Source organism: Plantactinospora mayteni, assembly GCF_016862935.1.
In the GTDB taxonomy this organism is placed as follows: Bacteria; Actinomycetota; Actinomycetes; order Mycobacteriales; family Micromonosporaceae; genus Plantactinospora; species Plantactinospora mayteni.
In genome coordinates this window covers 66,192-91,233 of record NZ_BONX01000039.1, presented here as the reverse complement: position 1 = coordinate 91,233, position 25,042 = coordinate 66,192, and the positions used below count along the sequence as shown (strand labels likewise).

Below are 25,042 nucleotides of genomic sequence, written 5' to 3'. Positions count from 1 at the left end.
GCTCATGCCGGGACCTCGACCTTCGGCTGTGGCTCGCGCTCGGGAGCGGGCGGCGGCGGTGGTTTCCGGCGTCGGCCGAAGACCCTGGCCCGGAAGGCCGGCGACTGGAGCAGGCAGACGATCGTGACGACCAGCGCCTTGAACAGCAGGGTGGTCTCCGGCGGGATGCCGATGCTGTAGATGGTGGTGGTGAGGGTCTGGATGATCAGCGCGCCGAGCACCGTACCGCCGAGGGAGAACCGGCCACCGGCCAGCGACGTACCGCCGATCACCACCGCCAGGATGGCGTCCAGCTCGATCCAGAGGCCGGCGTTGTTGCCGTCCGCGCTGGAGACGTTGGAGCTGATCATCAGTCCGGCGACCCCGGCGCAGAACGCGGCGAAGACGTACCCGGTGAAGATGATCCGGCGGGAGTGGATCCCGGCCAGCCGGCTCGCCTCGGCGTTGCCGCCCACCGACTCGATCAGCAGGCCGAGCGCGGTACGCCGGGTGAGCAGCAGCGCGAGCCCGAAGACCAGCAGCGCGACCAGGATCGAGAACGGCACGGTCAGCCAGTAGCCGCCGCCGATCAGCTTGTACGGCGAGCTGTTGATCGTGATGATCTGCCCGTCGGTGATGAGCTGGGCCAGGCCCCGGCCGGCGACCATCAGGATCAGGGTGGCGATGATCGGCTGGATGCCGACCTGGGCGACCAGCAGGCCGTTCCAGGCGCCGAGCAGCAGGGCCAGCCCGAGGGCGAGTCCCACCGCGGCGAGTACCCCGAGCACGCTGTTCTGGTCACCCAGCTCGCTGATCCGCAGGCAGGCCAGCGCGCCGCAGATGGCGACGACCGAGCCCACCGAGAGGTCGATGCCGCCGGTGGCGATCACCAGGGTCATGCCGATCGAGACCAGGATCAGCGGCGCCCCGAACCGCACGATGTCGACCAGGCTGCCGTAGAGGTGCCCCTGCCGGACGTCGATCGCGAAGAAGTCGGGGGTGAAGAACAGGTTGCTGACCAGCAGCACCACCAGGGTCAGCACGGGCCAGAAGAACCGGTGCCGGACAAGGTTGGCCATCACACCTCCTCCCGGACGACGACCACGTCCGGATCGTGCGGATCGTGCGGTCGGCCGGCCGCGTCGGGTGGCGCCGCACCGTGGCCACTGGCAATGATCGCCATGATCCGGTCGGCGGTCACCTCGTCGTCGTTGGCCAGTTCGTCGACCATCCGGCGGTCCCGCAGTACGGCAATCTTGTGACTGAGCCGGAGTACCTCCTCCAGCTCGGCGGAGATGAAGAGCACCGCCATCCCGCCATCGGAGAGCGTCACCACCAGGCGCTGGATCTCCGCCTTGGCGCCGACGTCGATGCCCCGGGTCGGCTCGTCCAGGATCAGCAGCCGAGGCTCGGTGATCAGCCAGCGGGCCAGTAGCACCTTCTGCTGGTTGCCGCCGCTGAGCTGGCCGACCAGCGCCTCCGGGTTGGCCGGCACGATGCGCAGCGCCTTGACGTACCTGTCGACAAGTTCGTCCTGGCGGCGCCGGGGCAGCGGGCGGGACCAGCCCCGGGCGGCCTGTAGGGCCAGGATGATGTTCTCCCGGACGGTGAGTTCCGCGACCAGCCCCTCGGTGCGGCGGTTCTCCGAGCAGAAGGCGATGTCCCGGGCCATCGCGGCGCGCGGGCCGCGCATGGTCACCGGCGCGCCGTCCACCTTCAGCTCTCCGGCATCGGCCCGGTCCGCACCGAAGAGCAGCCGGGCGATTTCGGTACGCCCCGAGCCGAGCAGCCCGGCCAGCCCGACCACCTCGCCCCGGTGGATGGTGAGGCTGAACGGGGCGATCGCACCGTTGCGCCCGAGCCCGGCCGCCTCGACCACCGGCCGGTCCCGTTCCAGGGTGGCCAGCGAGCGCCGGGGCTGCTCCTCCAACTCTTCCAGCACCGCGAGTTCCTTGCCGATCATCGCGCTGACCAGGTCGAGCTGGCTCAACTCCCGGGTGGCGTACTCACCGACCCGGCGTCCGTTGCGAAGCACGGTCATCCGGTCGGAGATCTCGTAGACCTGGTCGAGGAAGTGGCTGACGAAGAGGATCGCCATGCCCTCCTGCTTGAGCTGTCTCATCACCCGGAAGAGCTGCCCGACCTCGTCGGCGTCCAGGCTGGAGGTCGGCTCGTCCAGGATGAGTACCTTGGCGGAGATGTCGATGGCCCGGGCGATCGCGACCATCTGCTGCACCGCCAGGGAGAGGCTGCCAAGCGGGGCCGAGACGTCGACGTCCAGCCCCAGCCCGTCGAGCAGTTGCCGGGACCGGCGCCGCAGCTCGGTCCAGTGGATGGCGCCGAAGCGACGCGGTTCCCGGCCGATGTAGATGTTCTCCGCGACGGAGAGGTTGGCGCAGAGGTTGACCTCCTGGTAGACGGTGCTGACCCCGGCCTGCTGCGCCTGCAACGGGCCGGTGAAGCGGACCGGGGTGCCGTCGAGCACTATCTCGCCCTCGTCCACGTCGTACACCCCGGTCAGCACCTTGATCAGCGTCGACTTGCCGGCCCCGTTCTCGCCCATCAGCGCGTGCACCTCGCCGGGGAAGAGCCGGAAGTCGACCTCGTCGAGTGCCCGTACGCCGGGGAACCGTTTGCCGATGCCGGCCATGGTCAGGATCGCCCCGGGCTCCCCCGACGTCTCCATCCGCCCTCCTCCGTCCGTCGCTTCGTCGCGGTGCCGGATCCTCGGCTAGTACTGCCGGTTCGGGCTAGTACTGCCGGTTCGGCAGCGCGGCCTTGGCCTGCTCCTGGGTGAAGGTGGTCTCCTCGGTGACCACCCGCTCCGGCACCGTCTCACCGGCGACGACCTTCTTCACCAGGTCCATCAGCTGTGGGCCGAGCAGCGGGCTGCACTCGACGATAAAGTTGATCTTGCCGTCGGCAAGCGCCTGCATCCCGTCCTTCACCGCGTCGACAGTGATGATCTTGATGTCGACACCCGGCTTCAGGCCGGCGCCCTCGATCGCCTCGATCGCACCGAGACCCATGTCGTCGTTGTGCGCGTAGAGCACGTCGATGTCCTTGTTGGCCTTGAGGAAGGCGTCCATCACCTCCTTGCCCTTGGCCCGGGTGAACTCGCCGGTCTGCGAGGCGACGACCTTGAACTTCGGGTCCGCCTTGATGACGTCGGCGAAGCCGGCCTTGCGGTCGTTGGCCGGCGCCGATCCGGTGCTGCCCTGCAACTCCACGATGTTCACCGGCTCGGTCTTGCCCTGGTATTCGGTGACCAGCCACTCACCGGCCTTCTTCCCCTCAAGCACGAAGTCGGACCCGATGAAGGTCTTGTACAGCGTCTTGTCCGGGGAGTCGATCGCCCGGTCGGTCAGGATGACCGGGATCTTGGCGTCCTTCGCCTCGCGGAGCACGGTGTCCCATCCGGACTCCACCACCGGCGAGAAGGCGATCACGTCGACCTTCTGGGTGATGTACGACCGGATCGCCTTGATCTGGTTCTCCTGCTTCTGCTGCGCGTCGGAGAACTGGAGGTCGATCCCAGCCTCCTTGGCGGAGTCCTGCACGGACTTCGTGTTGGCGGTACGCCAGCCGCTCTCGGCGCCCACCTGCGCGAAGCCCAGCGTGATCTTGCCGTCGTCGTTTCCGGAGCCGCTGCCCGCGCCGTCGTCGCCTCCGCAGGCGGCCAACGCGGTCACCATCAGTCCGCCGAGTACAACGGCGGAGATCTTTTTCAGCACCGTTTCCTCCTCGCCTGGAAACATCGTTGCCTGTCATGGTTACCGTTCACACACAAGGCCGGCCGGCATCCCACGCCACCGCCCGCGCGGTGCCGGAGACTCCTGGATTCGGCCCAGTCTGCCACGGGGAACGCCGACCTTCAGGCACGCCGGGCGATCCACAGGGCTTCCTGTTTCGTGAGTGTTAACGTTCTCATGCCGGCCGTCAAGAGGTACTACCGGCGACGGTATGGATCCGTGATGCTGGACGACCTGCGGACCCCACCGCGAGACGGCTGGCCGAGACGAAGGAGCGGCCGTTGACAGCTGACCGTATCGACGCCGGTGACCAGCCGGGCGGCCCGCCGCCCCCGACCCGGGGCTCGGTGATGCGCGACGTCGCGCGCCTGGCCGGGGTCTCCCACCAGACCGTCTCCCGGGTGCTCAACGACCATCCGAACGTCCGGCCGGAGACCCGCGACCGGGTACTCGCCGCGATGCGGGCCCTGAACTACCGGCGCAACTCGGCGGCCCGCACCCTGGTCACCCGCCGGTCCCGCACCCTGGGACTGATCGCCTACGAGACCACCCTCTTCGGCCCGGCCTCCACTCTGTACGGCCTCGAACAGGCCGCCCGGTCCGCCGGCTACTTCGTCAGCGTGGCGAGCGTACGGGCGCTGGACCGGAAGTCGGTGCTGGACGCGGTCGACCGGCTCTGCGAACAGTCGGTGGAGGGCATCGTGGCGATCGCCCCGCAGAGCAGTGTGGGTACCGCCCTGGCCCAGGCGCCGGCCGGACTGGCGGTGGTCGGGGTGGGCGGCGGCGGCGAACACGTACCGACGGTCTGCATCGACAACTCCACCGGGGCCGCGATGGCGACCCGGCACCTGCTCGGGCTCGGGCACACCACCGTGCAGCACATCGCCGGCCCGCCGGACTGGCCGGAGGCGCGGGACCGGATCGACGGCTGGCGGGAGGCGCTGCACGCCGCCGGCGCCCCGGTGCCCGCACCCCGGCCCGGGGACTGGAGTGCCCGGGCCGGCTACGAACACGGCCGGCAGTTCGCCGCCGACCCCACGGTCACCGCGATCTTCTGCGGCAACGACCAGATCGCGCTCGGCGCGCTGCGGGCACTGCACGAGGCCGGCCGCCGGGTACCGGACGAGGTCAGCGTGGTGGGCTTCGACGACGTACCGGAGTCGGGCTACTTCCTGCCGCCGCTCACCACGGTCCGGCAGGACTTCGCCGAACTCGGCCGGCGCAGTCTGGACCTGCTGATCGAGCAACTCGAAAGCGGTGTCCGGACCAACCGGCGGGTCTCGTTGACGCCCCGGTTCGTCGCCCGGACCAGTTCCGGACCGGCGCCGGGCTGAGCGGCCCGGCCGGCCGGGCCGGCACCCGGAATGCGTACCGCCGGATTAATCGAGAAGCGCGGACGGACGCAATGACACCCTCCCACCTGCCGTCCGGGGGCCCACCCGCATACCACAGGAGCCTTACTCAGGACGGGATACCACGCGCCTCAACGCCAAACTGAAGTCCCGGCGGGGGCCGCCGACGCGCGAGAAATATCCAATGTCTTGCAGAATTGGCATGCCATCAGTCAAACTCGACACCTAGCAATAAATGTTCACGAGGAGTAATCGACCATGGCGAAGCAGGTAATCACACTTCTGACCGACGACCTCGACGGCGGCGAGGCCGACCGCACTGTCGAGTTCGGCCTGGACGGCGTCAACTACACGATTGACCTGTCGGATAAGAACGCCGGCAAGCTCCGCAAGGCGCTGGACGTTTACATCCACGCGGGCAGCCGGGTAGGACGCGGCCCGGTCGAAAGCCGTCGGTCGGGTCGGCGTGGCGCCGCCACGAGCCCGACGCGAAGTGACCGCGACCTGAACCGCGCCATCCGGGAATGGGCCGTGCAGAACGGCTACGAGGTTTCGGAGCGGGGTCGCATTCCGTCGTCCGTGGTGCAGGCGTACAACGGCCGGTGAGCGGGCCCGGGTGCGGACGTTCCGATTTCCGCCGGTACGCCCGGCCGGAATGACCAACCAGCCACCCACCTGCCAGAACGCCAGGTGCCACCGGCGACGACCGTCGCCGGTGGCACCTGCGTGGTGACTACGTACGGTCGCCGGGTTACCGGCCGCCGCTGCTCGACGACGGGGTCGGCGACGCGGACGGCTTCTCGGCGGCCGGCGGTCCGCCGTTCGCCGGCCCACCGGGAGCGTTCGCCGGTCCGCCCGGTGCCGGTGACGCCGGCTTGAGGTCGGCGGGCACCGGCAGGGCGCTGCCCTTGACGAACTGGTCCCAGCTCACGTTCCAGGCGGTCCAGCCGTTGCCCTGGTCGAGGGTGACCTCGGTGCCCTTGATCGTCACCAGGTCACCGATCCTGGTCGTGTTCATCAACCACTCCGCGTTCTCGTCCGACACGTTCGTGCAGCCGTGCGAGACGTTGGCGTACCCCTGGTCGCCGACGGACCACGGCGCCGCGTGGATGAACTCGCCACCCCAGGTCAGCCGCTGCGCGTTCGCGACGGTGACCACGTAGGGGTCCGGAGAACCCGTGGTGTCGAAGACCGTCGACTCGTGCTTCTCCATGATCACCATCTTGCCGCTCGACGTCGGGGTGCTGCTCTTGCCCATGCTGACCGGGATCTTCTTGACCAGCACGTCGTCCTTGAACACCGACATCTGCTTGGTGGCGTTGTCGATCTCCAGGAAGACCCGGTTGCCGATCTTCGCGGTGCCGGCCCGGTCGGTGTCGCCGAAGCTGTCCCCGCCCATCGGTACCCCGTCCAGCGCGGCCCGGACAGTGACCGTGGTACCCGGCCGCCAGAAGTCGGGCGCCCGGTAGGAGACCTGCTTGCCGGTCTCGTCCCAGGCCCAGACGCCCGGTTGCGGCGGATCGGTGCTGACCAGCAGCCGCCGCTGGATCCCCGCGCGGGCATCCTTCGGGATCGCGGAGTCGAATGCCACCGTCACCGGCAGCGCCACCCCGTAGGTCTGGTCACTCTGAAGATTAAGGTTGGTGACCGTCCGCTTAGCCGGTTTGTCCATCGTGCTGAAGGTCGTCTTCTGGGTGACGGCCTTCCCGGCGTCATTCTTCGCGGTTACCTGGGCGGTATAGGTCTGCTTGTTCGCCAACGCCTTGCTCGGCATCCAGCTCGTGCCGTCGGCGCGCATCGCGCCATCGACCCGGGTGCCCTTGGGATCGGTCACGACCACGTCGGCGACCTTCCCGCCCGTCACCGCCGTACCGATCTCGACACTGGTCGGCAGATTCCGGCTATCCTGCGCGGGCGTAATCGCCAGCTTCGGTGGTGGCGGTGCCTTCCGGCCTACCCGCTCAAGCGGATTGCCCGTACAGCCCGCCAGTACCAGTGGTATGGCGGCCATCACGAGCATCACCAACAACACCGCTCGACGCCTCAGTACCATGCTCCCCCCACCCCATTCCCTCCGCTCCCGGTCGCAAGACTTTCGCCCTGGATGGTCACGCCGCGTCGCGGCGAGAACCGCCATTACCCCGGGAATCGCCGCTCAACCATGGGGTAAACCCCCGTGCACCGGCAGTTTTCCCCCGACCCGCACCCACCCGCACCCCACGAGGGGATGGTTTCTGGCATCCTGCTCGGATGCAGCAGATCGACCTCGGCCTGCCGACACCGCTCGACTGGGAGGTCGCGCCGCCGGACTGGGCCCGCGACGGCATCACCGGGCTCACCGTGAGCGCACCGGCCCAGACCGACCTCTTCGTGGACCCGGCCGGCGGCGAGCCGGTGCTCTCCGCGCCCCGGCTGCTGGCCCCGGCACCCGAGGGCGACTTCCAGTTCTCGGCCCGGGTCAGGGTCGACTTCGCCGGCAGCTTCGACGCCGGCTGCCTACTGCTCTACTCCGGTCCCCGGCACTGGGCCAAACTCGCCTACGAACGCTCACCGCAGGGCGCCGCGATGGTGGTCTCGGTGATCACCCGCGACGTCTCCGACGACGCCAACGGATTCGTCGTCGAGGCCGCCGCCCCGCTCTGGCTGCGGATCTCCCGGCTCGGGCCGGCCTGGGCGTTCCATGCCAGCACCGACGGGGTCTGGTGGGAGTTCGTCCGGCACTTCCGGCTCGACCCGGCCGCGACACCGCTGCGGTTCGGCCTCTCGGCGCAGTCGCCGACCGGTGCCGGATGCCCGGTCTGGTTCGACCGGATCAGCTTCTCCGCCACCCGGCTGACCGACCTGCGGGACGGCAGGTAGAACTGTGGATCTCGGCTCCGCAGCCGCCGCCGGACCGGCTCGACCCCGCGCGACGCGCTCCTAGCGGAGCTGGCCGCCGCGCAGGTCCTCCTCGATCCGCTTCGCGGTGGCGAGCAGCGGCGGCAGCAGTTCCTTGCGGATCACCTCGGAGCTGCCCCGGCTGGCGTGCGCGGAGACGTTCAGCGCCGCGATCACCGCGCCGTCGGCGTCCCGGATCGGCGCGGCCAGAGAGCGCAGGCCCTCCTCCAGTTCCTGGTCGACGATCGCGTAGCCCTGGGTGCCGATCCGGTTCAGGATGGTCCGCAACCGCACCGGATCGGTGATCGTACGCCGGGTGAGCGGACGCAGCTCGGCGGTGTCGAAATAGGTGTCGAGCCACTGCGCCGGCTGGGCAGCCAGCAGCACCCGCCCCATCGAGGTGGCGTACGCCGGGAACCGGGTGCCGACGCTGATCGCCACCGTCATGATCCGTTTGGTCGGTACCCGCGCGACGTAGACCACCTCGTCGCCGTCGAGTACCGACATCGAGCAGGACTCGTGTACCTCGGCGACCAGGGTCTCCATGTGTGGCTGGGCGACCTCGGGCAGGCTCAGACTGGACAGGTAGGCGTACCCGAGTTCGAGGATGCGGGCACGCAGCGAGAAGAGCCGCCCGTCGGTACGCATGTAGCCGAGTTCGACCAGGGTGAGCAGGAACCGTCGGGCCGCCGCCCGGGTCAGTCCGGTCGCCCGGGCCACCTCGCTCAGGGTCAACTGCGGATGGTCGGCGTCGAACGCCCGGATAACCGCGAGTCCCCGCTCCAACGACTGGACGAACTCACCTGTCCGGGCCGGTTCCTCGATCACCTCGGTCACCCGTCCTCCTGCCGCAGAGTCTCCTGGGCGACCTTGAATGCCCGGTTCGCCGCTGGAACGCCAGCGTAGACGCTCACCTGGAGCAGAACCTCCTGGACCTCCTCGCGGGTCAGCCCGTTTCGCAGCGCCGCCCGGACGTGCATCGCCAACTCCTCGTCGTGATGCAGGGTGGCCAGCACGGCGAGGGTGATGCAGCTTCGGGTACGCCGGTCCAGCCCCGGCCGGGTCCAGATCTCGCCCCAGGCGTACCGGGTGATCAGGTCCTGGAAGTCAGCGGTGAACTCGTCGGTGCCGGCGACGGCCCGGTCCACGTGCGCGTCGCCGAGCACCTCCCGCCGGACCACCATCCCGGCCGCGTGCCGCTCCCGGTCATCCATCCATTCGCTCCTTCCACCCGCTCCGCTCCGGCCGCCCGTCCCCGGCCGACGCGACCCCCATCGCCCCGTCCCCGGTCGACGCGCTCCCAGGCGACACGGTCCCAGCCGTCGCGATCCCAGGCGACACGGTCCCAGGCGACACGGTCCCGGGCGGGTCGGCCGCGCCGCCGAGGTGGTCGAGGATCAGTCGGCCGACCCGGTCCGGCTGCTCCACACTGGCCAGATGGGCGGCGTCGCCGACGACCCGCAGCCCGGCGCCGGGAATCCGGTCGGCCAGCACCCGGGCGTGCTCGATCGGGATCGCGGGATCATTCGCACCCGCGATCACCAGGGTCGGCGCGGTGATCCGGGCCAGGTCGTCCCGCAGGTCCATCCCGGCGATCGCCTCGCAGCAGCCGGCGTACCCCTCGGGCTGGGTCGCGGTGAGCATCGACCGGTACCCGGCGACCACCTCCGGCCGGCTCGCGGCGAAGCCCCGGGTGAACCAGCGCCCCAGTACCGCGTCGGCGACCGCCTCGACCCCACCGGCCCGGGTCGCGGCGGCCCGGTCCCGCCAGCCGTGGGCCGGGCCGAGCCAGGCCGAGGTGCAGAGCAGCACCAGCCGGTCGATCCGGTCGGGGGCGTTGGCGGCGAGCCACATCCCGACCATCCCCCCGAGGGAGAGCCCGGCGTACGACACCCGGGGCAGGTCGAGGTCGTCCAGCAGCCGGAGCACGGCCTGCCCGAGATCCGCGATCGTGTACGGGCCGGTCGGCACGTCGGAGTCACCGTGCCCGAGGTGGTCGTACCGGATCACCCGGTGGTGCCGGGTCAGCGCCGGCAACTGCGGCCGCCACATCGCTCCGGAGGTACCGAGCGAGCTGCCCAGCACCAGCACCGGCGCGTCGACCGACCCGTCCACGTTGGCGTGCAGCCGGAATGTCATGTCCTCTTCTCCGAATTCCGGTACGCCTCGGACGCCCGGTACTCCCCGAGCGCGCCGTCGACGAAGGTGCCGGCCGAACCGAGCCAGTTGGCCGGATCGAGCGCCTGGTCCAGCTCGCGTTCGGTGAGGTGGGCCCGGACGGCCGGGTCGGCCAGCAGCGCGGCCCGGAAGTCCGGTGCGGCGACGGCCCGGGCCAGCACGTCGTGCGCGTCGGCCCGGCCGAGCGCCGGGGCGAGCCGGGCGGCGACCGCCTCGGCGAGTATCCGGCCGCCGAGCGCGTCGAGATTCTCCCGCATCCGTTCCGGGCGCACCTCCAGCCGGGACAGCAGCCGGGCGGTCCGGGCGGTCGCTCCGCCGGCCAGCCGCAGCAGGTCGAGCAGTGGCTCCCACTCGGCGTGCCAGCCGCCGGTGGCCCGTTCGTGCTCCTGGACGGCGGCGGCGAAGAGCGTGCCGACCAGGTGCGGCCCGCGCCGGGCAGCCGCGCCGAGCAGCACCGCGTCCACCGGGTTGCGCTTGTGCGGCATCGCCGACGAGCCGCCCCGGCCCGGACCGCCGCCCTCGGCGACCTCGGCCACCTCGGTCTGGGCGAGCAGTCCGACGTCCAGGCCGACCTTGCCGGTGGCCGCGAGCAGGCTGCCGAGCGCGGCGGCCAGATCGAGCAGCGGTTGACGCCGGGTGTGCCAGGGCAGTCGGGGCGCGGCGAGGCCGAGCCGGGCGGCGAGCCGGTCGGCCACCTCCGGCCCGGCTGGGCCGAGCGCGGCCAGCGTGCCGACCGCGCCGCCGAGCTGTGCCGGCAGCGCGGACCGGGCGGCGGTCAGCCGGGTCCGGGCGTCCAGCAGCCCGAGCAGCCAGCCGGCGGCCTTCAGCCCGAAGGTGGTGGGCGCGGCGGCCTGGCCGAGGGTACGGGCCAGCAGCACGGTGTCCCGGTGCCGGTCGGCGAGCCCGGCGGCGGCACCGATCGCGGCGTCGAGCTGGCGCAGCAGCGGCGCGCCGGCCCGGGTGGCGACCAGGACCAACCCGGTGTCCAGCACGTCCTGGCTGGTCGCGCCGTGGTGCACCCAGGGCCGGGCGGCGGCCGGTACCGCCGCGGTGAGCTGGCGGACCAGCGGCACCACCGGGTTGCCGGCGGCGTCGGCCCCCTCGGCGAGCGCGGCGAGGTCGAAGACCTCCGGCCGGCACCGCTGCGCGATCGCCTCGGCGGCCGACTCCGGCAGCACGCCGCACTCGGCGCCCGCCTCGGCGAGCGCCCGCTCCACGTCGAGCAACGCGGTCAACAGAGCCGGGTCGGTGAGTTCGGCGTCCACCTCGGCGGCGCCGGACAACCCGGAGAGCAGTCCGCCGCCGGCCGCCTGGCTCGCCGAGCCGCTGCTGCTGAAAGGCGTCCGGGTCGCCGAGCCGCTGCCGCGCGGCGGCTCCGGCTCAGACCGCGAAGAAGACGGTTTCATCCGGGCCCTGTAGGTGGATGTCGAACCGGAGCCCGTCCGGGGCCGGCCGGGCCACCAGGGTGGCGCGGCGGGTCGGGTCGATCGCGCCGAGTACCGGGTCGGCGGCGTTCGCCGCCTCCTCGTCCGGGAAGTAGAGCCGGGTCACCAGCCGGTGCAACAGGCCACGCGCGAAGATCGACAGGTTCAGGTGCGGTGCCTCGGTCTCGCCGTCCGCGCCGGGCAGGGCGCCGGGCTTGAGGGTACGGATCTCGTACCGGCCGTCGGCGTCGGTGGCGCTGCGGCCGAAGCCCCGGAATCCGGGTACTGCCGGCGACTGGGCGCCCCGGGGATCGTCCGGATGGTCGAACCGGCCGTCCGGGTCCGCCTGCCAGGTCTCCACCAGCGCGTCCGGCACCACCGCCCCGGCACCGTCGAAGACCTGCCCACGGATCCAGAACGCCCCCGCAGTGCCCTCCGGCACCACCTCCGGACCGTCCGGCCAGAGCAGACCGATGTGCAGGTACGGCCCCACCGTCTGCGCCGGTGTCGAGCCGAGCGACGGTGTCGGGGCGAGCGCCGCCGTGCCGACCGGCGACGCGGAGGTGCCGACGGCCAGGCCGGTGCCGAAGGTCGGGGTCAGGTCGGTGTGCTCAGTCATCGTCGTCGCCGTCCTCGAAGGGCGTGGCCTCCCGGCCGCGCAGCACCAGGTCGAACTCGAAGCCGAGCGCCCACTCCGGCTCGGTCACCGAGTGGTCGTAGCGGGAGATCAGCCGTTCCCGGGCCAGCGGGTCGCGGACCGAGTTGAAGACCGGATCCTGGAAGAAGAGCGGGTCGCCGGGGAAGTACATCTGGGTGACCAGCCGCTGGGTGAACGCCTGGCCGAAGAGGGAGAAGTGGATGTGCGCCGGCCGCCAGGCGTTGGGGTGGTTCCGCCAGGGATAGGCGCCCGGTTGGATGGTGACGAACCGGTAGTGGCCCTCGGCGTCGGTCAGCGTCCGGCCCACCCCGGTGAAATTGGGGTCGAGCGGTGCCGGCCAGTTGTCGTTGACGTGCCGGTACCGCCCGGCGGCGTTCGGCTGCCAGATCTCCACCAGGGTGTGCGGGATCGGCCGGCCGTTGCCGTCCAGCACCCGGCCGTGCACGATGATCCGCTGGCCCTGCGGCTCTCCGGCGTGCTGCCGGGTCAGGTCGTGGTCCAGGTCGCCTGGCCGGCCCGCGCCGAGCAGCGGCCCGGTGACCTCGGTCAGCCGCTGCGGCAGTAGCGCCAGCGGCTGCTTCGGGGCGCGCAGGTTGGTCGAGCCGTAGTCGGGGAAGAGCATCGGCGGGTGGGTGTCCGGATCGTCGTGCCGGTAGCGGGGCAACACGAGCCCGCTGGGCCGGGCCGGGCCGCCCGCCGGCAGGTCGGGTTCGGCGGAACGGATGTGCTCGGTGGTCATGGCCGTCCTCCCGTCAGGCTTCCAGTACGACGGCCAGGCCCTGGCCGACGCCGATGCAGATCGCGGCGAGACCCAGCCCACCACCCCGGCGGTGCAGTTGCCAGGCCAACGAGCCGAGGATGCGCGATCCGGACGAACCGAGCGGGTGGCCGAGGGCGATCGCCCCGCCCTGCGGGTTCACGATCTCGGGGTCGAGTTCCTTCCACTGCGCCAGGCAGGCCAGCGACTGGGCCGCGAACGCCTCGTTCAGTTCCACCACCGCCAGGTCCGCCCAGCCGATGCCGGCCCGGCGCAGTGCCTCCTCGGCGGCGCGTACCGGGCCGATCCCGAACAGTTGGGGTTCGATGCCGACCACGGCACGGGAGACGATCCGGGCCAGCGGGGTACGGCCGGCCGCCTCGGCACCGGCCCGGTCGGCGAGCAGCACTGCGCTGGCCCCGTCGTTGAGTGGGGAGGAGTTGCCGGCGGTGACCGTGCCGTCCGGCCGGAACACCGGCCTGAGCCGGCCCAGCGCCTCGGTGCTGGTACCCGGTCGCATGCTCTCGTCGGTCTCCAACTCGGTGCCGGGTACCGCGCTGACCTCGTCGGCGTACGCCCCGGCGGCCCACGCCCGCGCGGCGAGCCGCTGGCTGCGTACGGCGAAGGCGTCCTGCTCGTCCCGGGAGATCCCGTACCGCTCGGCGAGGATCTCGGTGCACTCGCCGAGCGAGGCGGTCCACTCGACCGGCATCGCCGGGTTGACCATGCGCCAGCCCAGCGTGGTGGAGTGCAGGGTCTCGTGCCCGCGCGGATAGCCGTTCTCCGGCTTCGGCAGCACCCAGGGGGCCCGGGTCATCGACTCGACGCCACCGGCGACGCAGATCGAGGCGTCGCCGACCGCGATCGCCCGGGCCGCCCCGATCACCGCCTCCAGGCCGGAGCCGCAGAGCCGGTTCACGGTCGCGCCGGGCACCGTTGGCGGCAGCCCGGCCAGCAGCACCGCCATCCGCGCCACGTCCCGGTTCTCCTCGCCGGCCCCGTTGGCGTTGCCGAGCAGTACGTCGTCGATCCTGGCCGGGTCGAGGTCGGGGCTGCGCCGGGTCACCTCCCGCAGTACGTGCGCGGCGAGGTCGTCCGGGCGTACCCCGGCGAGGGCGCCGCCGTACCGACCGATCGGGGTCCGTACGGCGTCGAGGACGTACACGTCGTTGGTCACCATGTCTCCTTACTGCCGGGATCGCCGGGTCGGCCCGACGCTACCGGCGGCCCGGCCGGGCTGCCGGCGCGGTAGCCCGGCGCCACCGGCCGGGTTTGTCGGCGCGGTGGACGGCCTGGTATGCCGGGAGGGCGCTCCGGCGCGGGCGGTCGACCGGCGGCGGCCGGCGGGACGGTCGGTCGTCATGCGCCCCCTCGTCGCGTCCGGTGCACCGATCGACGCACGTTCGATATGCGGACTCCCGTGCTTATGACGAACGTAATCCCCGGCCCCCCGATCCGTCAACGAGGTCCCGGTGCCGCTCGGCGCACCGCTCGGCGACGTTGCGGAGAAGTTGCGGGGCGCTTGTTGACGTGAACTCGGTCACTGTGCCAACGTTCCAAATGAGAACATTCGTTCGGCTAGCGACCACCACCCACCCCCGAGGCTCCGTTTGAGCCTTTCAGCCCGGTCCCGACAGGACCGCAGGACGCCGGGAGACCCCATGCGCCGTCTCGCCGTCACCACCACCGCGATTGCCACCCTCCTCGCCGTCACCGCCTGCGGCTCCTCGTCCGACGACTCCTCCGGGGGCGGCTCCGGCGGCGTGGACAAGGTCAAGGTCGGGGCGATCCCCATCGTCGACGTCGCCCCGCTGCACCTGGGCAACACGAAGGGCTTCTTCAAGGAGCAGAACATCGAGATCGAGGTGGTCAACACCACCGGCGGCTCCATCGCGGTGACCGGCGTGGTCAGTGGCCAGTTCGACTTCGCCTTCGGCAACGTCGTCTCGCTGATCACCGCCCGCTCGCAGAACATCCCGGTCAAGGCGATCACGGTGGGCAACTCCTCCACCGGCAAGCCCGGCGCGGACTTCGGCGGCGTCGTGGTGCCGCCGGACAGCCCGATCACCGACGCGAAGGGCCTGGCCGGCAAGAACATCGCGATCAACAACCTGAACAACATCACCGACACCACCACCCGGGCGTCGATCCGCAAGGCCGGCGGCGACCCGTCGAACATCAAGTGGACCGAGCTGCCGTTCCCGGAGATGCCGGCGGCGGTGCTGGGCAAGCGGGTCGACGCCGCGATGGTCGTCGAGCCGTTCTTCACCATCGCGCAGAACCAGGGCGCCCGGGTCGTGGCCTACAACTTCGCCGAGGCCATCCCGAACATGACGGTGGCGGCCTACTTCTCCACCGAGCAGACCATCAACCAGAAGGCCGACCTGACCAAGCGGTTCAAGGCCGCGATGGACAAGTCCCTGAAGTACGCCCAGGAGCACCCGGACGAGGCGCGTCAGGTGTTGCAGACGTACACCCAGATCGACCCGGCGGTGGCCGCGAAGATCACCCTGCCGGCCTGGCCCGCCGAGATCAACCGTGAGTCGGTGCAGACCCTGGCCGACCTGATGCTGACCGACGGGCTGATCAAGGAGAAGGTCGACGTCGCGGACATTCTCCCGTGACCCGAGCCGCCACCGCAGCGCCGCCCGCCGCGACCGCACCGGCCCCGGCCGGCCGGTCCGGCGGTACCGGTCGGCCGCGCGGCGGCAACGCCCTGCTCGGGCTGCTCGGCTTCGCCGCCTTCCTGCTGGTGCTGGAGGCGGTACCCCGGCTCGGGCTGGTCTCGGCGAACTACCTGCCGCCGACCAGCGAGATCGCGGTCGCCCTCGGCGAACTGCTCGGCGAGCCCCGGTTCTGGACGGCGGTCACCGACACGCTGCGCGGCTGGTTCCTCGGCCTGGCTATCGCGGTCGCCCTCGGCGTACTGGTCGGCTTCGCCCTCGGTACCGTGCCGGTGCTGCGCGAGTTCACCGCCTCGACCGTCGAGTTCCTCCGGCCGATCCCCTCGGTCGCGCTGATCCCGCTCGCCGTGCTGCTCTTCGGCACCGACCTGCGCTCCGTACTGCTGCTGGTGGTCTACGCGGCGTTCTGGCAGGTACTCGTCCAGGTGCTGTACGGGGTACGGGACGTGGACCCGGTCGCCCGGGACACCGCGTACACCTTCGGGCTGGGCCGGTGGGCCCGGATCCGGCACCTGCTCTGGCCGACCGCGTTGCCATACCTGCTGACCGGGGTACGGCTCGCCGCCGCCGTGGCGCTGATCCTGGCCATCACCGCCGAGCTGATCATCGGCGCACCGGGGCTCGGCAACGAGATCAACCGAGCCCAGTCCGGCGGAGCGGTCGACTCGATGTACGCCCTGATCATCGTCACCGGCCTGCTCGGGGTGGCGGTCAACGTGCTGGCCCGGCAACTCGAACGCGCGGTGCTCTCCTGGCACCCCTCGGTACGCGCCGAGGGCACCCGGTGACGACCCGGCCGCCGGACCGGCACCGCAGCGACGACGAACGAAACGAGCGGACGTGAGCGTACGCACTGAACCAGCCCGGCAGGACTCGCAACCGGTGGCGAAGCGACCCAGCCGGCAGCGGTCGGGCGTGGGGCGGCGGATCACGGCGACCCTTGGCCGGGCCCTGTGGTGGACGGCCGCCGTCTTCGGTCTGCCGTTCGGGCTGCTCGCCCTCTGGTGGGTGCTCTCGGCCGACAGCCAGACCTTCTATCTCCCGCCGCTCTCGGAGATCCTGGCCAGCTTCGACGACGTGTGGCTGCGCAGCGACCGGCTCCGCGCCGACGTGCTGCCGAGCCTGCTGCGGCTCGCCGCCGGATTCCTGCTCGCGGTCGTCGTCGGGGTCGGGCTCGGCGTCCTGATCGGCTCCTTCCGGCGGGTCCGCGCGTTCTGCGAACCGGTGCTGGAGTTCCTCCGGGCCGTCCCGCCGCCGGTGCTGGTACCGGTGCTGATGCTCTTCGCCGGCTTCGGCAACACCATGAAGGTGCTGGTGGTGCTCTCCGGCTGCGTCTGGCCGATCCTGCTCAACACGGTCGAGGGGGTACGGGCGGTCGACGAGGTGCTGACCGAGACCTGCCGCTGCTACGGCATCCGTGGCCCGGCCCGGCTCTGGCACCTGGTGGTCCGGTCCGCCTCGCCGCAGATCGTCACCGGCCTGCGCCAGGCCCTCTCGGTCGGCATCATCCTGATGGTGATCAGCGAGATGTTCGCCGCGAACAACGGGCTGGGCTACACGATCACCCAGTTCCAGCGGACCTTCGCGGTCACCGACATGTGGACCGGCATCCTGCTGCTGGGGCTGCTCGGCTTCCTGCTCGCCATGCTGCTGCGGCTCTTCGAGCGGTCGGCCCTGCGCTGGTATTTCGGCCTCCGGCAGTCACAACGAGACGATGGGCAGCGATGAACCCGACAGATCTCCCCCAGGACGGCACCGGCCCGCTGCTCGACGTCCGGGCGCTCCGCAAGGTCTACACCGGGCGCGGCCGGTCGGTCGAGGCGGTCCGGGATCTCACCTTCGCCGTCGGTGCCGGCGAACTCGTCTGCGTGGTCGGCCCGTCCGGCGCCGGCAAGACCACCCTGCTCAAGTGCATCGCCGGGCTGCTCCCGCCGACCTCCGGGGACCTGGTCCTGGAGGGCGCGCCGGTGCAGGGTCCGCCGCCGGGCATGGCCGTGGTCTTCCAGGAGTACGGCCGCAGCCTCTTCCCGTGGATGACCGTGCAGCAGAACGTCGAACTGCCGCTGAAGCAGAAGAAGTCGCTGACCCGGCCCCGCCGCCAGGAACTCGTCCGGGACGCGCTCGCCGCCGTCGGCCTCGGCGACGTGCCGGGAGCCTATCCATGGCAGCTCTCCGGCGGCATGCAGCAGCGGGTGGCGCTGGCCCGCGCGGTCGCGTACGAGCCGCACATCCTGCTGATGGACGAGCCGTTCGCGGCCGTCGACGCGCAGACCCGGGCCGACCTGGAAGACCTGGTCCGGTCGTTGTGGCAGCGGCTCGGCGTGACCATCCTGTTCGTCACGCACGACATCGACGAGGCGGTCTACCTCGGCCAGCGGGTACTGGTGCTCTCCGGGTCGCCGACCGTGGTACTCGACGACGTGGCGATCGACCTGCCGGCCGAGCGGGACCAGCTCGGTACCCGGTCGTCGGCGCGGTTCGGCGAGCTGCGGGCCCAGGTGTTCGGCCAGATCCAACGGGCCAAACGCGGCTGGTCCGCGTCCGCCGGGCAGCAGTCGCGTGCTGAAGAAGATGCCGCCGGTCCCGAGCCGACGGACTCGCCCGTGGGAACCCGATGACCACTGTCCGGGACGCCACCCTGGCGGTACTGCGCGGGTACGGCGTGGACCGGGTGTTCGGCAATCCGGGCTCGACCGAGGTGGCCTTCCTCGCCGACCTGCCCGACGACCTGAGCTTCGTACTCGCCCTGCACGAGGGTTCGGTGGTCGGGATGGCCACCGGGTACGCGCTGGCCACCGGGCGGCCGGCGGTGCTGAACCTGCACACCACGGCGGGACTCGGCAACGCCGTCGGGGCGCTCGCCACCGCCCGGGTCAACCGGGCCCCGCTGGTGGTACTCGTCGGGCAGCAGGACCGCCGGCACCTGGCCGCCGAGCCGTTCCTCGCCGGCCGGCTCGACCAGCTCGCGGGCCCATACCCGGTCTGGGTGGAGCAGCCGGTGCTGGCCCAGGACGTGCCGTCGGCGGTACGCCGGGCCTGGCACGAGGCGTCCCTGCGGCGCGGCCCGGCCCTGGTGGTCGTGCCGATGGACGACTGGACCGCCGAGGTCGACCCGTCGCTGGGCCGGGCCGCACCGGACCGGGTGCACGCGCCCGTTCCCGCAGCACCCGGCCCGGCGGTCGACGAGTTGGCCCGGCTGGTCGACGCGGCCACCGCCCCGGTGCTGGTGGTCGGTGCGGGGGCGGACGGCCAAGCGGCCTGGGACGCGCTGGCCGCACTGGCGGACCGGATCGGCGCACCGGTCTGGCAGGAGGCGTTCGGCGCCCGGGCCGGGTTTCCGCAGCACCATCCCCGGTTCGCCGGTCACCTGCCGGACGCCCGGTCCCGGCTGCGCGCCACGCTGGCCGGGCACGACCTGGCCCTGGTCGTCGGCACCGCCGCGTTCCGGCAGTACGTCTACGAGCCCGGCCCGCTGCTGCCGGCCGGGCTGACCGTCGCGGTGGTCTCGGCCGACCCCGACGAGGTGCACCGCAGCGAGGCGGACCTCGCGGTGCTGGCCGACCCGGCCGACCTCTGCGCGGCACTGGCCGCCCGGGTGGCGCACCGGGACCGCCCCGCCCCGGACCGCCCGCACCCCGCTCCGGTGCCACCACCGGCACCCGGTGAGCCACTGCGGGCGACCCACGTCTTCGCCGCGCTGGCCCGGCGGCTGCCGGCCGATGTCGTACTCGTCGAGGAGACCCCGTCCACCCGGCCGGAGCTGCACCGGATGCTGCCGGCCCGGCAGCCGCGCGGTTTCGTCAGCGCGGCAATGGGCGGCCTCGGTTTCGGGCTGCCCGCCGCGGCCGGACTCCGGCTCGGCGACCCGACCCGCCCGGTGGTGGCGATCCTCGGCGACGGCTCCTCGCTCTACGCCATCCAGGGCCTGTGGAGCGCCGCCCGCTACAACTGCGGCGTGCTCTACGTGATCCTCTCCAACGGCCGGTACGCGGTGCTGGACCGGCTCACCGAGCAGTACGGCGGCAAGCCGCCCTGGCCGGCGTTCGGCGAGGTCGACGTGCACGGCCTGGCCGGCTCGTTCGGCTGTCCCGCCCGGCGGATCCGGACCCACCCGGAACTCCTCGAAGTGCTGGACGAGGTCGTGCCGACCCTGGCCACCCGGACCGAACCGCTGCTGCTCGACGTCGCGGTGAGCCCGGAGCCGCACTTCGCGCCGTGACCCCGTCCACATGCACCGCCACCACTCCCCAAGGAGGTTTCCCGTGACTCTTCTCGACTCGGCCGACTGGCACGGCAGGATCTACAGCGACGGTTGGGTCCGGGCCGACGGCGGCGACGCTGCCGTGGTGGAACCGGCCACCGGCGACGAGATCGGCCGTACCGGCATCGCCAACGCCGCCGACGTGGCCCGGGCCGCCGCCCGCGCCGCCCAGGCCCAGCGCGACTGGGCCGCGACCCCCTACGACAAGCGGGCCGCCGTGCTGCGCCGGGCCGGGCAGTTGTGGGCGGAGCACGCCGCCGAGGTCGGCGACTGGATCGTCCGGGAGACCGGTTCGGTGCCGCCGAAGGCGACCCTGGAGACCGACACCGCCGCCCAGGAGTGCTACGAGGCGGCGGCGCTCGCCTCGCACCCGCTCGGCGAGATCATCCAGAGCGCACAGCCCCGGCTCAGCCTGGCCCGCCGGCTGCCGGTCGGGGTGGTCGGGGTGATCTCCCCGTTCAACGTGCCGATCATCCTCGGGGTCCGCTCGGTCGCCCCGGCGCTGGCCCTGGGCAACGCGGTGGTGCTCAAGCCCGATCCCCGGACCGCCGTCACCGGCGGGGTCGCGGTCGCCCGGATCTTCGAGGAGGCGGGGCTGCCGCCGGGGGTGTTGCACGTGCTGCCGGGCGGGCCGGAGGCGGGCGAGGCGCTGGTCGCCGATCCGCACGTACGCCTCATCAGCTTCACCGGCTCGACCTCCGCCGGCCGGCAGGTCGGGCAGGCCGCCGCCCGGCACCTCAAGCGGGTACTGCTGGAACTCGGCGGCAACTCGGCACTGGTCGTACTCGACGACGCCGATCTGGAGCTGGCGGTCTCGGCCGGCGCCTGGGGTTCGTTCCTGCACCAGGGGCAGATCTGCATGACCACCGGCCGGCACCTGGTGCACGAGTCGCTGGCCGACGAATACGTCGACCGGCTGGCCGAGAAGGCGGCGCACCTGCCGGTCGGCAACCCGGCCCGGGATCACGTGGCGCTCGGCCCGATCATCGACGAGCGGCAGCGCGACAAGATCCACTCACTGGTCACCGGCAGCGTCGACGCGGGGGCGACCCTGGTGGCCGGCGGGACGTACGAGGACCTCTTCTACCGGCCGACGGTGCTCTCCGGGGTCACCCCGGCCACCCCGGCGTACGCGCACGAGGTCTTCGGCCCGGTCGCCCCGGTACTCAGCTTCGCCGACCTGGACGAGGCCGCCAAGCTCGCCGCCGACAGCGAGTACGGCCTCTCGCTCGGCATCCTCAGCCGGGACGTGATGAAGGCGATGGCCTTCGCCGAGCGGGTACCGAGCGGCATCGTGCACATCAACGACCAGACGGTCAGCGACGAGGCGGTCGCCCCGTTCGGTGGAGTGGCCGCCTCCGGTAACGGTCCCCGGCTGGGCGGGCCGGCGGCCAACCTCGCCGCGTTCACCGAGACCCAGTGGGTGACCGTGCAGGGCGACATCACCAGGTACCCCTTCTGAACCGCGAATCCCCGCTTCCCGGCGCCCGGGCGGCCGACTCGGGCGCCCAGGGCACCGAGGTGGGCGCCGGTCCGGGCAGCGGTCAGGGCAGCGATCCAGGCGCCGAGCCGGGCGGCGGTTCGACGCCCGGCGCGGCCACCGGGCCGGCCGACGGGCGCGGCGGGTCGGGGGCTTCGGGTGGGGGCCGGTTCGGGATGGGCCGGGGCGGCTGGTTGACGCTGCTCGGGGTGGTGCTGCTGGCGCTGAACCTGCGGGCGGCGATCGTGGCGGTCCCGCCGCTGCTGCCCGAGCTACAGGTCGACCTGGACCTGGGCCGGGGCGCGGCCGGGCTGCTCACCGCCCTGCCAGTGCTCTGTTTCGGGCTGCTCGCCCCGTTCGCCGCGCTGCTCGGCCGGCGGGTCGGCATCGAGCTGGCGCTGCTCGCCGCGATGCTCGGCATCGTGCTGGGCAGTCTGACCCGGACCCTGCCGCAGACCGGCTGGATGCTGCTCGGCACCGCGATCGTCGGCGCCGGGATCACCGTCGGCAACGTCCTGGTGCCGAGCGCGGTCAAGCAGCACTTCCCGGGCCGGCCGGGCCTGGCCACCGGGTTGAGCACCGCCTCGCTGGCCACCGGTGCGACGCTGGCGGCGGCGGTGAGCGCGCCGCTGGCGTACGCGATGGGGTTGGGGTGGCGGGGTTCGTTGCTGGCGATCGGCGGGCTGGCCGCGGTCGCGGCGCTCGGCTGGCTCCCCCAGGTACGCCGCCGGAACACCGCGCCGGCACCGGAGCCGGCCCGGTCGTGGGGCAGCGTGCTGCGTTCCCCGGTCACCTGGCAGCTCGCCGTCTTCATGGGTACCCAGTCGATGCTCTACTACGCGCTGCTCACCTGGCTGCCGAGCATGCTGCGGGACCAGGGGGTCGAGCCGACCCGGGCGGGGGCGGCGCTGGCGGTGTTCAACCTGCTCGGGATCGGTACCGCGCTGGTGGTGCCGACGCTGGCGGTCCGCCGGCCGGACCAGCGGGTGCTGGCGCTGGTCGTCTGCGCCGGCTGGGCGGTCGGGGTACTCGGCCTGCTCGCCCTGCCCTCGCTGTATCCACTCTGGACGGTGTCGGCCGGGCTCGCCCAGGGCGCCTCGATCAGCCTCGTCCTGACCCTGCTGGTGGTCCGGGCCAGGACACCCGGGTCGGCCCGGGAACTCTCCGGGGCGGTGCAGTCGATCGGCTACCTGCTCAGCGCCACCGCTCCGGTGCTGATCGGCGCGCTCCGGGACGCCGCCACCGGCTGGACCCTGCCGCTCGCCGCCCTGGCGGTGGTGACGGTGGTGATGACGGTGAGTGCGTTCGGCGCGGGCCGGGACCGGCAGGTGTGACATGCCGCCCCGGTGCTCCGCCCGATGGTGTGGAAAGTCGCGAGAGGTCAGGGAGTGAAGGATGCGTACCCAGGTCGGGATCGTCGGGGCGGGGCCGGCGGGTCTGCTGCTGTCGCACCTGCTGCACCGGGCCGGCATCGAGTCGGTGGTGCTGGAGTGCCGCAGCCGGGAGTACGTCGAGCACCGGATCCGGGCCGGTGTGCTGGAACAGGGCTCGGTCGACCTGCTCCGGAGCTGCGGGCTCGGCGAACGGCTGGACCGGGAGGGGCTCCGGCACGAGGGCATCGAGCTGCGCTTCGGCGGTGCGGCGCACCGGATCGCGATGACCGAGCTGACCGGACGGGCGATCACCGTCTACGGCCAGCAGGAGGTGGTGAAGGACCTGATCGCGGCCCGTACGGCCGCCGGCGGTGACCTCCGGTTCGAGGTCTCCGACGTACGCCTCGCCGGGCTCGACTCCGACGCGCCGGTGATCCGGTTCCGACACCAGGGCCGTGCCGAGGAGCTGCACTGCGATTTCGTCGCCGGCTGCGACGGCTCGCACGGGGTGAGCCGGCCGAGCGTGCCGGCCGGCGAACTGACCGAGTACGACCGCAGCTATCCCTTCGCCTGGCTAGGGATACTCGCCGCGGCTCCCCCGGCGACCGAGGAGCTGATCTACGCCCACCACGACCGGGGGTTCGCGCTCTACAGCATGCGTTCGCCGGAGATCTCCCGGCTCTATCTCCAGGTCGAGCCGGAGACCGACATCGCGGAGTGGCCGGACGAGCGGATCTGGTCGGAGCTGCGTACCCGGCTGGAGACGGTTCCGGGGTGGACCCTCAACACGGGGCCGATCCTGGAGAAGAGCGTCACCGGGATGCGGAGCCTGGTGGTGGAGCCGATGCGGTGGCGGCGGCTCTTCCTGGCCGGCGACGCGGTGCACATCGTGCCGCCGACCGGCGCCAAGGGGATGAACCTGGCGCTGGCCGACGTCACGCTGCTCGGCGACGCGTTCGCCGCCTTCTATCGGGAGGGTCGGGAGGACCTGCTGGACGCCTACTCCGACACGGCGCTGCGTCGGGTCTGGCGCGCCCAGCACTTCTCCTGGTGGATGACCTCGCTGCTGCACCGGCTGCGGACCGACGACCCGTACGAGGCGAAGTTGCAGCTCTCGACGCTGCGCTACGTCACCTCGTCCCGGGCGTACGCGACCAGCCTCGCGGAGAACTACGTCGGTCTCCCCGAGGTCTGATCAGGCACCCGCCTCTTCGTCAGGGGCGGTGCCGACGGCTGGTCAGCGTGCGGTCGCGGCCACCGTGCTGGGCTCCTCCGCCACCCCACGGCCCCGGCGACGGGCGAGCCCGCCGTCCAGCGACCAGCGCCCACCGCCGAGGGCGGCGACCAGCAGGAAGGACCAGCAGAACAGGGCGGCGGTCTCGCCGCCGTTGTTCAGCGGCAACAGGCCGTCGGGCTGGTGCACCACGAAGTACGCGTACGCCATCGAGCCGGAGCAGATGATCGCGGCGGGGCGGGTGCTCAGGCCGACCAGTACCAGCAGTCCGCCGACGAGCTGGATGAGAGCGGCATACCACCCGGGCCAGGTGCCGATCGGGATCGCCTCGCCGGTGCCCCGGTTGCCGCCGAAGATCCCGAACAGGGAGGCGGCGCCGTGCAGGGCGAACAGCAGGCCGAGCACGATCCGGAAGAGCGTGGTGACGACGTCGACGATTCGGACGTTGGGCATGGGACACTCCTTGCGACTGGCAGGAATAACTGTTGGGTCCCACGGCGTAGCCACGCTATCCATTTATATTGATGGCTGTCAATAGCTGTCCATTGGGCGTTTCGCAGCCGCCCCGTACGGTCCGTGCTGAGTTCGCAGGTGAAAGGGTAAGGCGAAGGCGTCGCGCCGTTCAAATTGGAAAAGTTCCATTTTCGTCAATCGTCGACGCGCCCGGTCCGGCATCCGTGATTCCGGCCACCGGTGACGTGGATCGTCACCTCGAACCGCCGCGCCGGCCGCTCCCCCGGCTCCCAGCCGCGCAGCAGTACCAGCCGCAGCGCGGTCCGGCCGGCCCCGGTCGCGGTGAACCGCAGTTGCCTGGTCCCGACGCCGCCCAGCCCCTCCTGCTCCGGCCGGAACGAGTCCCCGGCCGGAGCGAGCACGTCGCTGTCCACCGCGTCGAGCTGCCACCGGTACCCCGAACTGGGCGTCTCGGCGAGCTGGACGACCACCAGATCCCCCGGCACCGCCGGGTACGACCGGCCGCCGTCCGCCTCGGTCAGGTCAAGGCGCGGCACGCCGTACTCCGATCCCGGATGCG

24 protein-coding genes are annotated in these 25,042 nt (G+C 71.9%); 11 read left to right on the top strand and 13 right to left on the bottom strand.

What is annotated here, in order from left to right; all coding sequences use genetic code 11:
- Window positions 1–2: 2 nt before the first annotated feature.
- From Pma05_RS28105 to Pma05_RS28095, 3 genes are all read right to left on the bottom strand, one after another.
- Window positions 3–1,058, bottom strand: a complete 1,056-nt coding sequence (locus tag Pma05_RS28105; RefSeq protein ID WP_203860493.1) for an ABC transporter permease — start codon at window positions 1,056–1,058, stop codon at window positions 3–5.
- Window positions 1,058–2,665, bottom strand: a complete 1,608-nt coding sequence (locus tag Pma05_RS28100; RefSeq protein ID WP_203860492.1) for a sugar ABC transporter ATP-binding protein — start codon at window positions 2,663–2,665, stop codon at window positions 1,058–1,060. Before Pma05_RS28100 ends, Pma05_RS28105 begins: the two co-directional genes overlap by 1 nt.
- A 64-nt stretch (window positions 2,666–2,729) precedes the next feature.
- Window positions 2,730–3,674, bottom strand: a complete 945-nt coding sequence (locus tag Pma05_RS28095; protein ID WP_239313267.1) for an ABC transporter substrate-binding protein — start codon at window positions 3,672–3,674, stop codon at window positions 2,730–2,732.
- A gap of 407 nt (window positions 3,675–4,081) precedes the next feature.
- On the opposite strand from Pma05_RS28095, the gene Pma05_RS28090 reads away from it, so the two are divergent.
- Window positions 4,082–5,065: a LacI family DNA-binding transcriptional regulator gene (locus Pma05_RS28090; protein ID WP_203860506.1), complete on the top strand. Its 984-nt coding sequence runs from the start codon at window positions 4,082–4,084 to the stop codon at window positions 5,063–5,065.
- Between the two features lie 276 nt (window positions 5,066–5,341).
- The gene (locus Pma05_RS28085; protein ID WP_203860490.1) at window positions 5,342–5,689 is read left to right on the top strand and encodes a histone-like nucleoid-structuring protein Lsr2; all 348 of its coding nucleotides are present in this window, start codon (window positions 5,342–5,344) and stop codon (window positions 5,687–5,689) included.
- 145 nt (window positions 5,690–5,834) lie between these two features.
- On the opposite strand, the gene Pma05_RS28080 is transcribed toward Pma05_RS28085, so the two are convergent.
- On the bottom strand, window positions 5,835–7,136 hold the full coding sequence (locus Pma05_RS28080; protein ID WP_203860489.1) for a L,D-transpeptidase: 1,302 nt from the start codon (window positions 7,134–7,136) through the stop codon (window positions 5,835–5,837).
- Between the two features lie 197 nt (window positions 7,137–7,333).
- On the opposite strand from Pma05_RS28080, the gene Pma05_RS28075 reads away from it, so the two are divergent.
- Window positions 7,334–7,942, top strand: a complete 609-nt coding sequence (locus tag Pma05_RS28075) for a DUF1349 domain-containing protein (RefSeq protein WP_203860488.1) — start codon at window positions 7,334–7,336, stop codon at window positions 7,940–7,942.
- Between the two features lie 60 nt (window positions 7,943–8,002).
- Here Pma05_RS28075 and Pma05_RS28070 read toward each other — a convergent pair whose 3' ends face one another.
- From Pma05_RS28070 to Pma05_RS28040, 7 genes are read right to left on the bottom strand one after another with little or no spacing between them, the layout of a single operon-like run.
- The gene (locus tag Pma05_RS28070) at window positions 8,003–8,797 is read right to left on the bottom strand and encodes an IclR family transcriptional regulator (protein ID WP_239313255.1); all 795 of its coding nucleotides are present in this window, start codon (window positions 8,795–8,797) and stop codon (window positions 8,003–8,005) included.
- Window positions 8,794–9,174 (bottom strand): 4-carboxymuconolactone decarboxylase, encoded by a 381-nt coding sequence (gene pcaC / locus Pma05_RS28065; protein ID WP_203860487.1) that lies wholly within the window; start codon window positions 9,172–9,174, stop codon window positions 8,794–8,796. The genes Pma05_RS28070 and pcaC overlap by 4 nt, the downstream gene beginning before the upstream one ends.
- Window positions 9,167–10,099 carry a 3-oxoadipate enol-lactonase gene (pcaD, locus tag Pma05_RS28060; protein ID WP_203860486.1) on the bottom strand — a complete coding sequence of 311 codons (933 nt, stop codon included), beginning with the start codon at window positions 10,097–10,099 and terminating at the stop codon, window positions 9,167–9,169. Before pcaD ends, pcaC begins: the two co-directional genes overlap by 8 nt.
- Window positions 10,096–11,544: a 3-carboxy-cis,cis-muconate cycloisomerase gene (gene pcaB / locus Pma05_RS28055; protein WP_203860485.1), complete on the bottom strand. Its 1,449-nt coding sequence runs from the start codon at window positions 11,542–11,544 to the stop codon at window positions 10,096–10,098. Before pcaB ends, pcaD begins: the two co-directional genes overlap by 4 nt.
- A complete protein-coding gene (gene pcaG, locus Pma05_RS28050) occupies window positions 11,519–12,181 on the bottom strand; it encodes a protocatechuate 3,4-dioxygenase subunit alpha (protein WP_203860484.1) in 663 nt (220 codons plus the stop codon). Before pcaG ends, pcaB begins: the two co-directional genes overlap by 26 nt.
- Window positions 12,174–12,959 carry a protocatechuate 3,4-dioxygenase subunit beta gene (gene pcaH, locus Pma05_RS28045; protein ID WP_203860483.1) on the bottom strand — a complete coding sequence of 262 codons (786 nt, stop codon included), beginning with the start codon at window positions 12,957–12,959 and terminating at the stop codon, window positions 12,174–12,176. The genes pcaG and pcaH overlap by 8 nt, the downstream gene beginning before the upstream one ends.
- Before the next feature lie 13 nt (window positions 12,960–12,972).
- Complete coding sequence (locus Pma05_RS28040) at window positions 12,973–14,154, bottom strand: thiolase family protein (protein WP_307836910.1); 1,182 nt, start codon at window positions 14,152–14,154, stop codon at window positions 12,973–12,975.
- 484 nt (window positions 14,155–14,638) lie between these two features.
- Here Pma05_RS28040 and Pma05_RS28035 point away from each other — a divergent pair, with 484 nt between their 5' ends.
- The 8 genes from Pma05_RS28035 (at window position 14,639) to Pma05_RS28000 (ending at window position 23,970) form a co-directional block, all read left to right on the top strand.
- Window positions 14,639–15,601, top strand: a complete 963-nt coding sequence (locus Pma05_RS28035) for an ABC transporter substrate-binding protein (protein WP_203860481.1) — start codon at window positions 14,639–14,641, stop codon at window positions 15,599–15,601.
- A complete protein-coding gene (locus Pma05_RS28030) occupies window positions 15,598–16,449 on the top strand; it encodes an ABC transporter permease (protein ID WP_203860480.1) in 852 nt (283 codons plus the stop codon). The genes Pma05_RS28035 and Pma05_RS28030 overlap by 4 nt, the downstream gene beginning before the upstream one ends.
- A 52-nt stretch (window positions 16,450–16,501) precedes the next feature.
- The gene (locus tag Pma05_RS28025; protein ID WP_239313252.1) at window positions 16,502–17,389 is read left to right on the top strand and encodes an ABC transporter permease; all 888 of its coding nucleotides are present in this window, start codon (window positions 16,502–16,504) and stop codon (window positions 17,387–17,389) included.
- Window positions 17,386–18,279 (top strand): ABC transporter ATP-binding protein, encoded by an 894-nt coding sequence (locus Pma05_RS28020; RefSeq protein ID WP_203860479.1) that lies wholly within the window; start codon window positions 17,386–17,388, stop codon window positions 18,277–18,279. The genes Pma05_RS28025 and Pma05_RS28020 overlap by 4 nt, the downstream gene beginning before the upstream one ends.
- A complete protein-coding gene (locus Pma05_RS43580; RefSeq protein WP_203860478.1) occupies window positions 18,276–19,880 on the top strand; it encodes a thiamine pyrophosphate-binding protein in 1,605 nt (534 codons plus the stop codon). The genes Pma05_RS28020 and Pma05_RS43580 overlap by 4 nt, the downstream gene beginning before the upstream one ends.
- Before the next feature lie 43 nt (window positions 19,881–19,923).
- Complete coding sequence (locus Pma05_RS28010; RefSeq protein WP_203860477.1) at window positions 19,924–21,384, top strand: benzaldehyde dehydrogenase; 1,461 nt, start codon at window positions 19,924–19,926, stop codon at window positions 21,382–21,384.
- Between the two features lie 59 nt (window positions 21,385–21,443).
- The gene (locus Pma05_RS28005; protein WP_203860476.1) at window positions 21,444–22,736 is read left to right on the top strand and encodes a CynX/NimT family MFS transporter; all 1,293 of its coding nucleotides are present in this window, start codon (window positions 21,444–21,446) and stop codon (window positions 22,734–22,736) included.
- A gap of 61 nt (window positions 22,737–22,797) precedes the next feature.
- Window positions 22,798–23,970 (top strand): 4-hydroxybenzoate 3-monooxygenase, encoded by a 1,173-nt coding sequence (locus tag Pma05_RS28000; protein WP_203860475.1) that lies wholly within the window; start codon window positions 22,798–22,800, stop codon window positions 23,968–23,970.
- 42 nt (window positions 23,971–24,012) lie between these two features.
- Here the strand turns inward: Pma05_RS28000 and Pma05_RS27995 are convergent, their stop codons facing one another.
- Window positions 24,013–24,462 (bottom strand): DoxX family protein, encoded by a 450-nt coding sequence (locus Pma05_RS27995; RefSeq protein WP_203860474.1) that lies wholly within the window; start codon window positions 24,460–24,462, stop codon window positions 24,013–24,015.
- 194 nt (window positions 24,463–24,656) lie between these two features.
- On the bottom strand, window positions 24,657–25,019 hold the full coding sequence (locus Pma05_RS27990) for a protease inhibitor I42 family protein (RefSeq protein ID WP_203860473.1): 363 nt from the start codon (window positions 25,017–25,019) through the stop codon (window positions 24,657–24,659).
- Window positions 25,020–25,042 lie beyond the last annotated feature (23 nt).

What these genes read in the sequence shown, in the direction of transcription:
- Pma05_RS28105 (WP_203860493.1), bottom strand. Translation starts at nt 1,058, where the DNA reads ATGGCCAACCTTGTCCGGCACCGGTTCTTCTGGCCCGTGCTGACCCTG.
- pcaG (WP_203860484.1), bottom strand. Translation starts at nt 12,181, where the DNA reads ATGACTGAGCACACCGACCTGACCCCGACCTTCGGCACCGGCCTGGCC.
- pcaH (WP_203860483.1), bottom strand. Translation starts at nt 12,959, where the DNA reads ATGACCACCGAGCACATCCGTTCCGCCGAACCCGACCTGCCGGCGGGC.
- Pma05_RS43580 (WP_203860478.1), top strand. Translation starts at nt 18,276, where the DNA reads ATGACCACTGTCCGGGACGCCACCCTGGCGGTACTGCGCGGGTACGGC.
- Pma05_RS27995 (WP_203860474.1), bottom strand. Translation starts at nt 24,462, where the DNA reads ATGCCCAACGTCCGAATCGTCGACGTCGTCACCACGCTCTTCCGGATC.
- Pma05_RS28085 (WP_203860490.1), top strand. Translation starts at nt 5,342, where the DNA reads ATGGCGAAGCAGGTAATCACACTTCTGACCGACGACCTCGACGGCGGC.
- Pma05_RS28035 (WP_203860481.1), top strand. Translation starts at nt 14,639, where the DNA reads ATGCGCCGTCTCGCCGTCACCACCACCGCGATTGCCACCCTCCTCGCC.
- pcaB (WP_203860485.1), bottom strand. Translation starts at nt 11,544, where the DNA reads ATGAAACCGTCTTCTTCGCGGTCTGAGCCGGAGCCGCCGCGCGGCAGC.
- Pma05_RS28095 (WP_239313267.1), bottom strand. Translation starts at nt 3,674, where the DNA reads ATGGTGACCGCGTTGGCCGCCTGCGGAGGCGACGACGGCGCGGGCAGC.
- Pma05_RS28020 (WP_203860479.1), top strand. Translation starts at nt 17,386, where the DNA reads ATGAACCCGACAGATCTCCCCCAGGACGGCACCGGCCCGCTGCTCGAC.
- pcaC (WP_203860487.1), bottom strand. Translation starts at nt 9,174, where the DNA reads ATGGATGACCGGGAGCGGCACGCGGCCGGGATGGTGGTCCGGCGGGAG.
- Pma05_RS28000 (WP_203860475.1), top strand. Translation starts at nt 22,798, where the DNA reads ATGCGTACCCAGGTCGGGATCGTCGGGGCGGGGCCGGCGGGTCTGCTG.
- Pma05_RS28090 (WP_203860506.1), top strand. Translation starts at nt 4,082, where the DNA reads ATGCGCGACGTCGCGCGCCTGGCCGGGGTCTCCCACCAGACCGTCTCC.
- pcaD (WP_203860486.1), bottom strand. Translation starts at nt 10,099, where the DNA reads ATGACATTCCGGCTGCACGCCAACGTGGACGGGTCGGTCGACGCGCCG.
- Pma05_RS28080 (WP_203860489.1), bottom strand. Translation starts at nt 7,136, where the DNA reads ATGGTACTGAGGCGTCGAGCGGTGTTGTTGGTGATGCTCGTGATGGCC.
- Pma05_RS28075 (WP_203860488.1), top strand. Translation starts at nt 7,334, where the DNA reads ATGCAGCAGATCGACCTCGGCCTGCCGACACCGCTCGACTGGGAGGTC.
- Pma05_RS28100 (WP_203860492.1), bottom strand. Translation starts at nt 2,665, where the DNA reads ATGGAGACGTCGGGGGAGCCCGGGGCGATCCTGACCATGGCCGGCATC.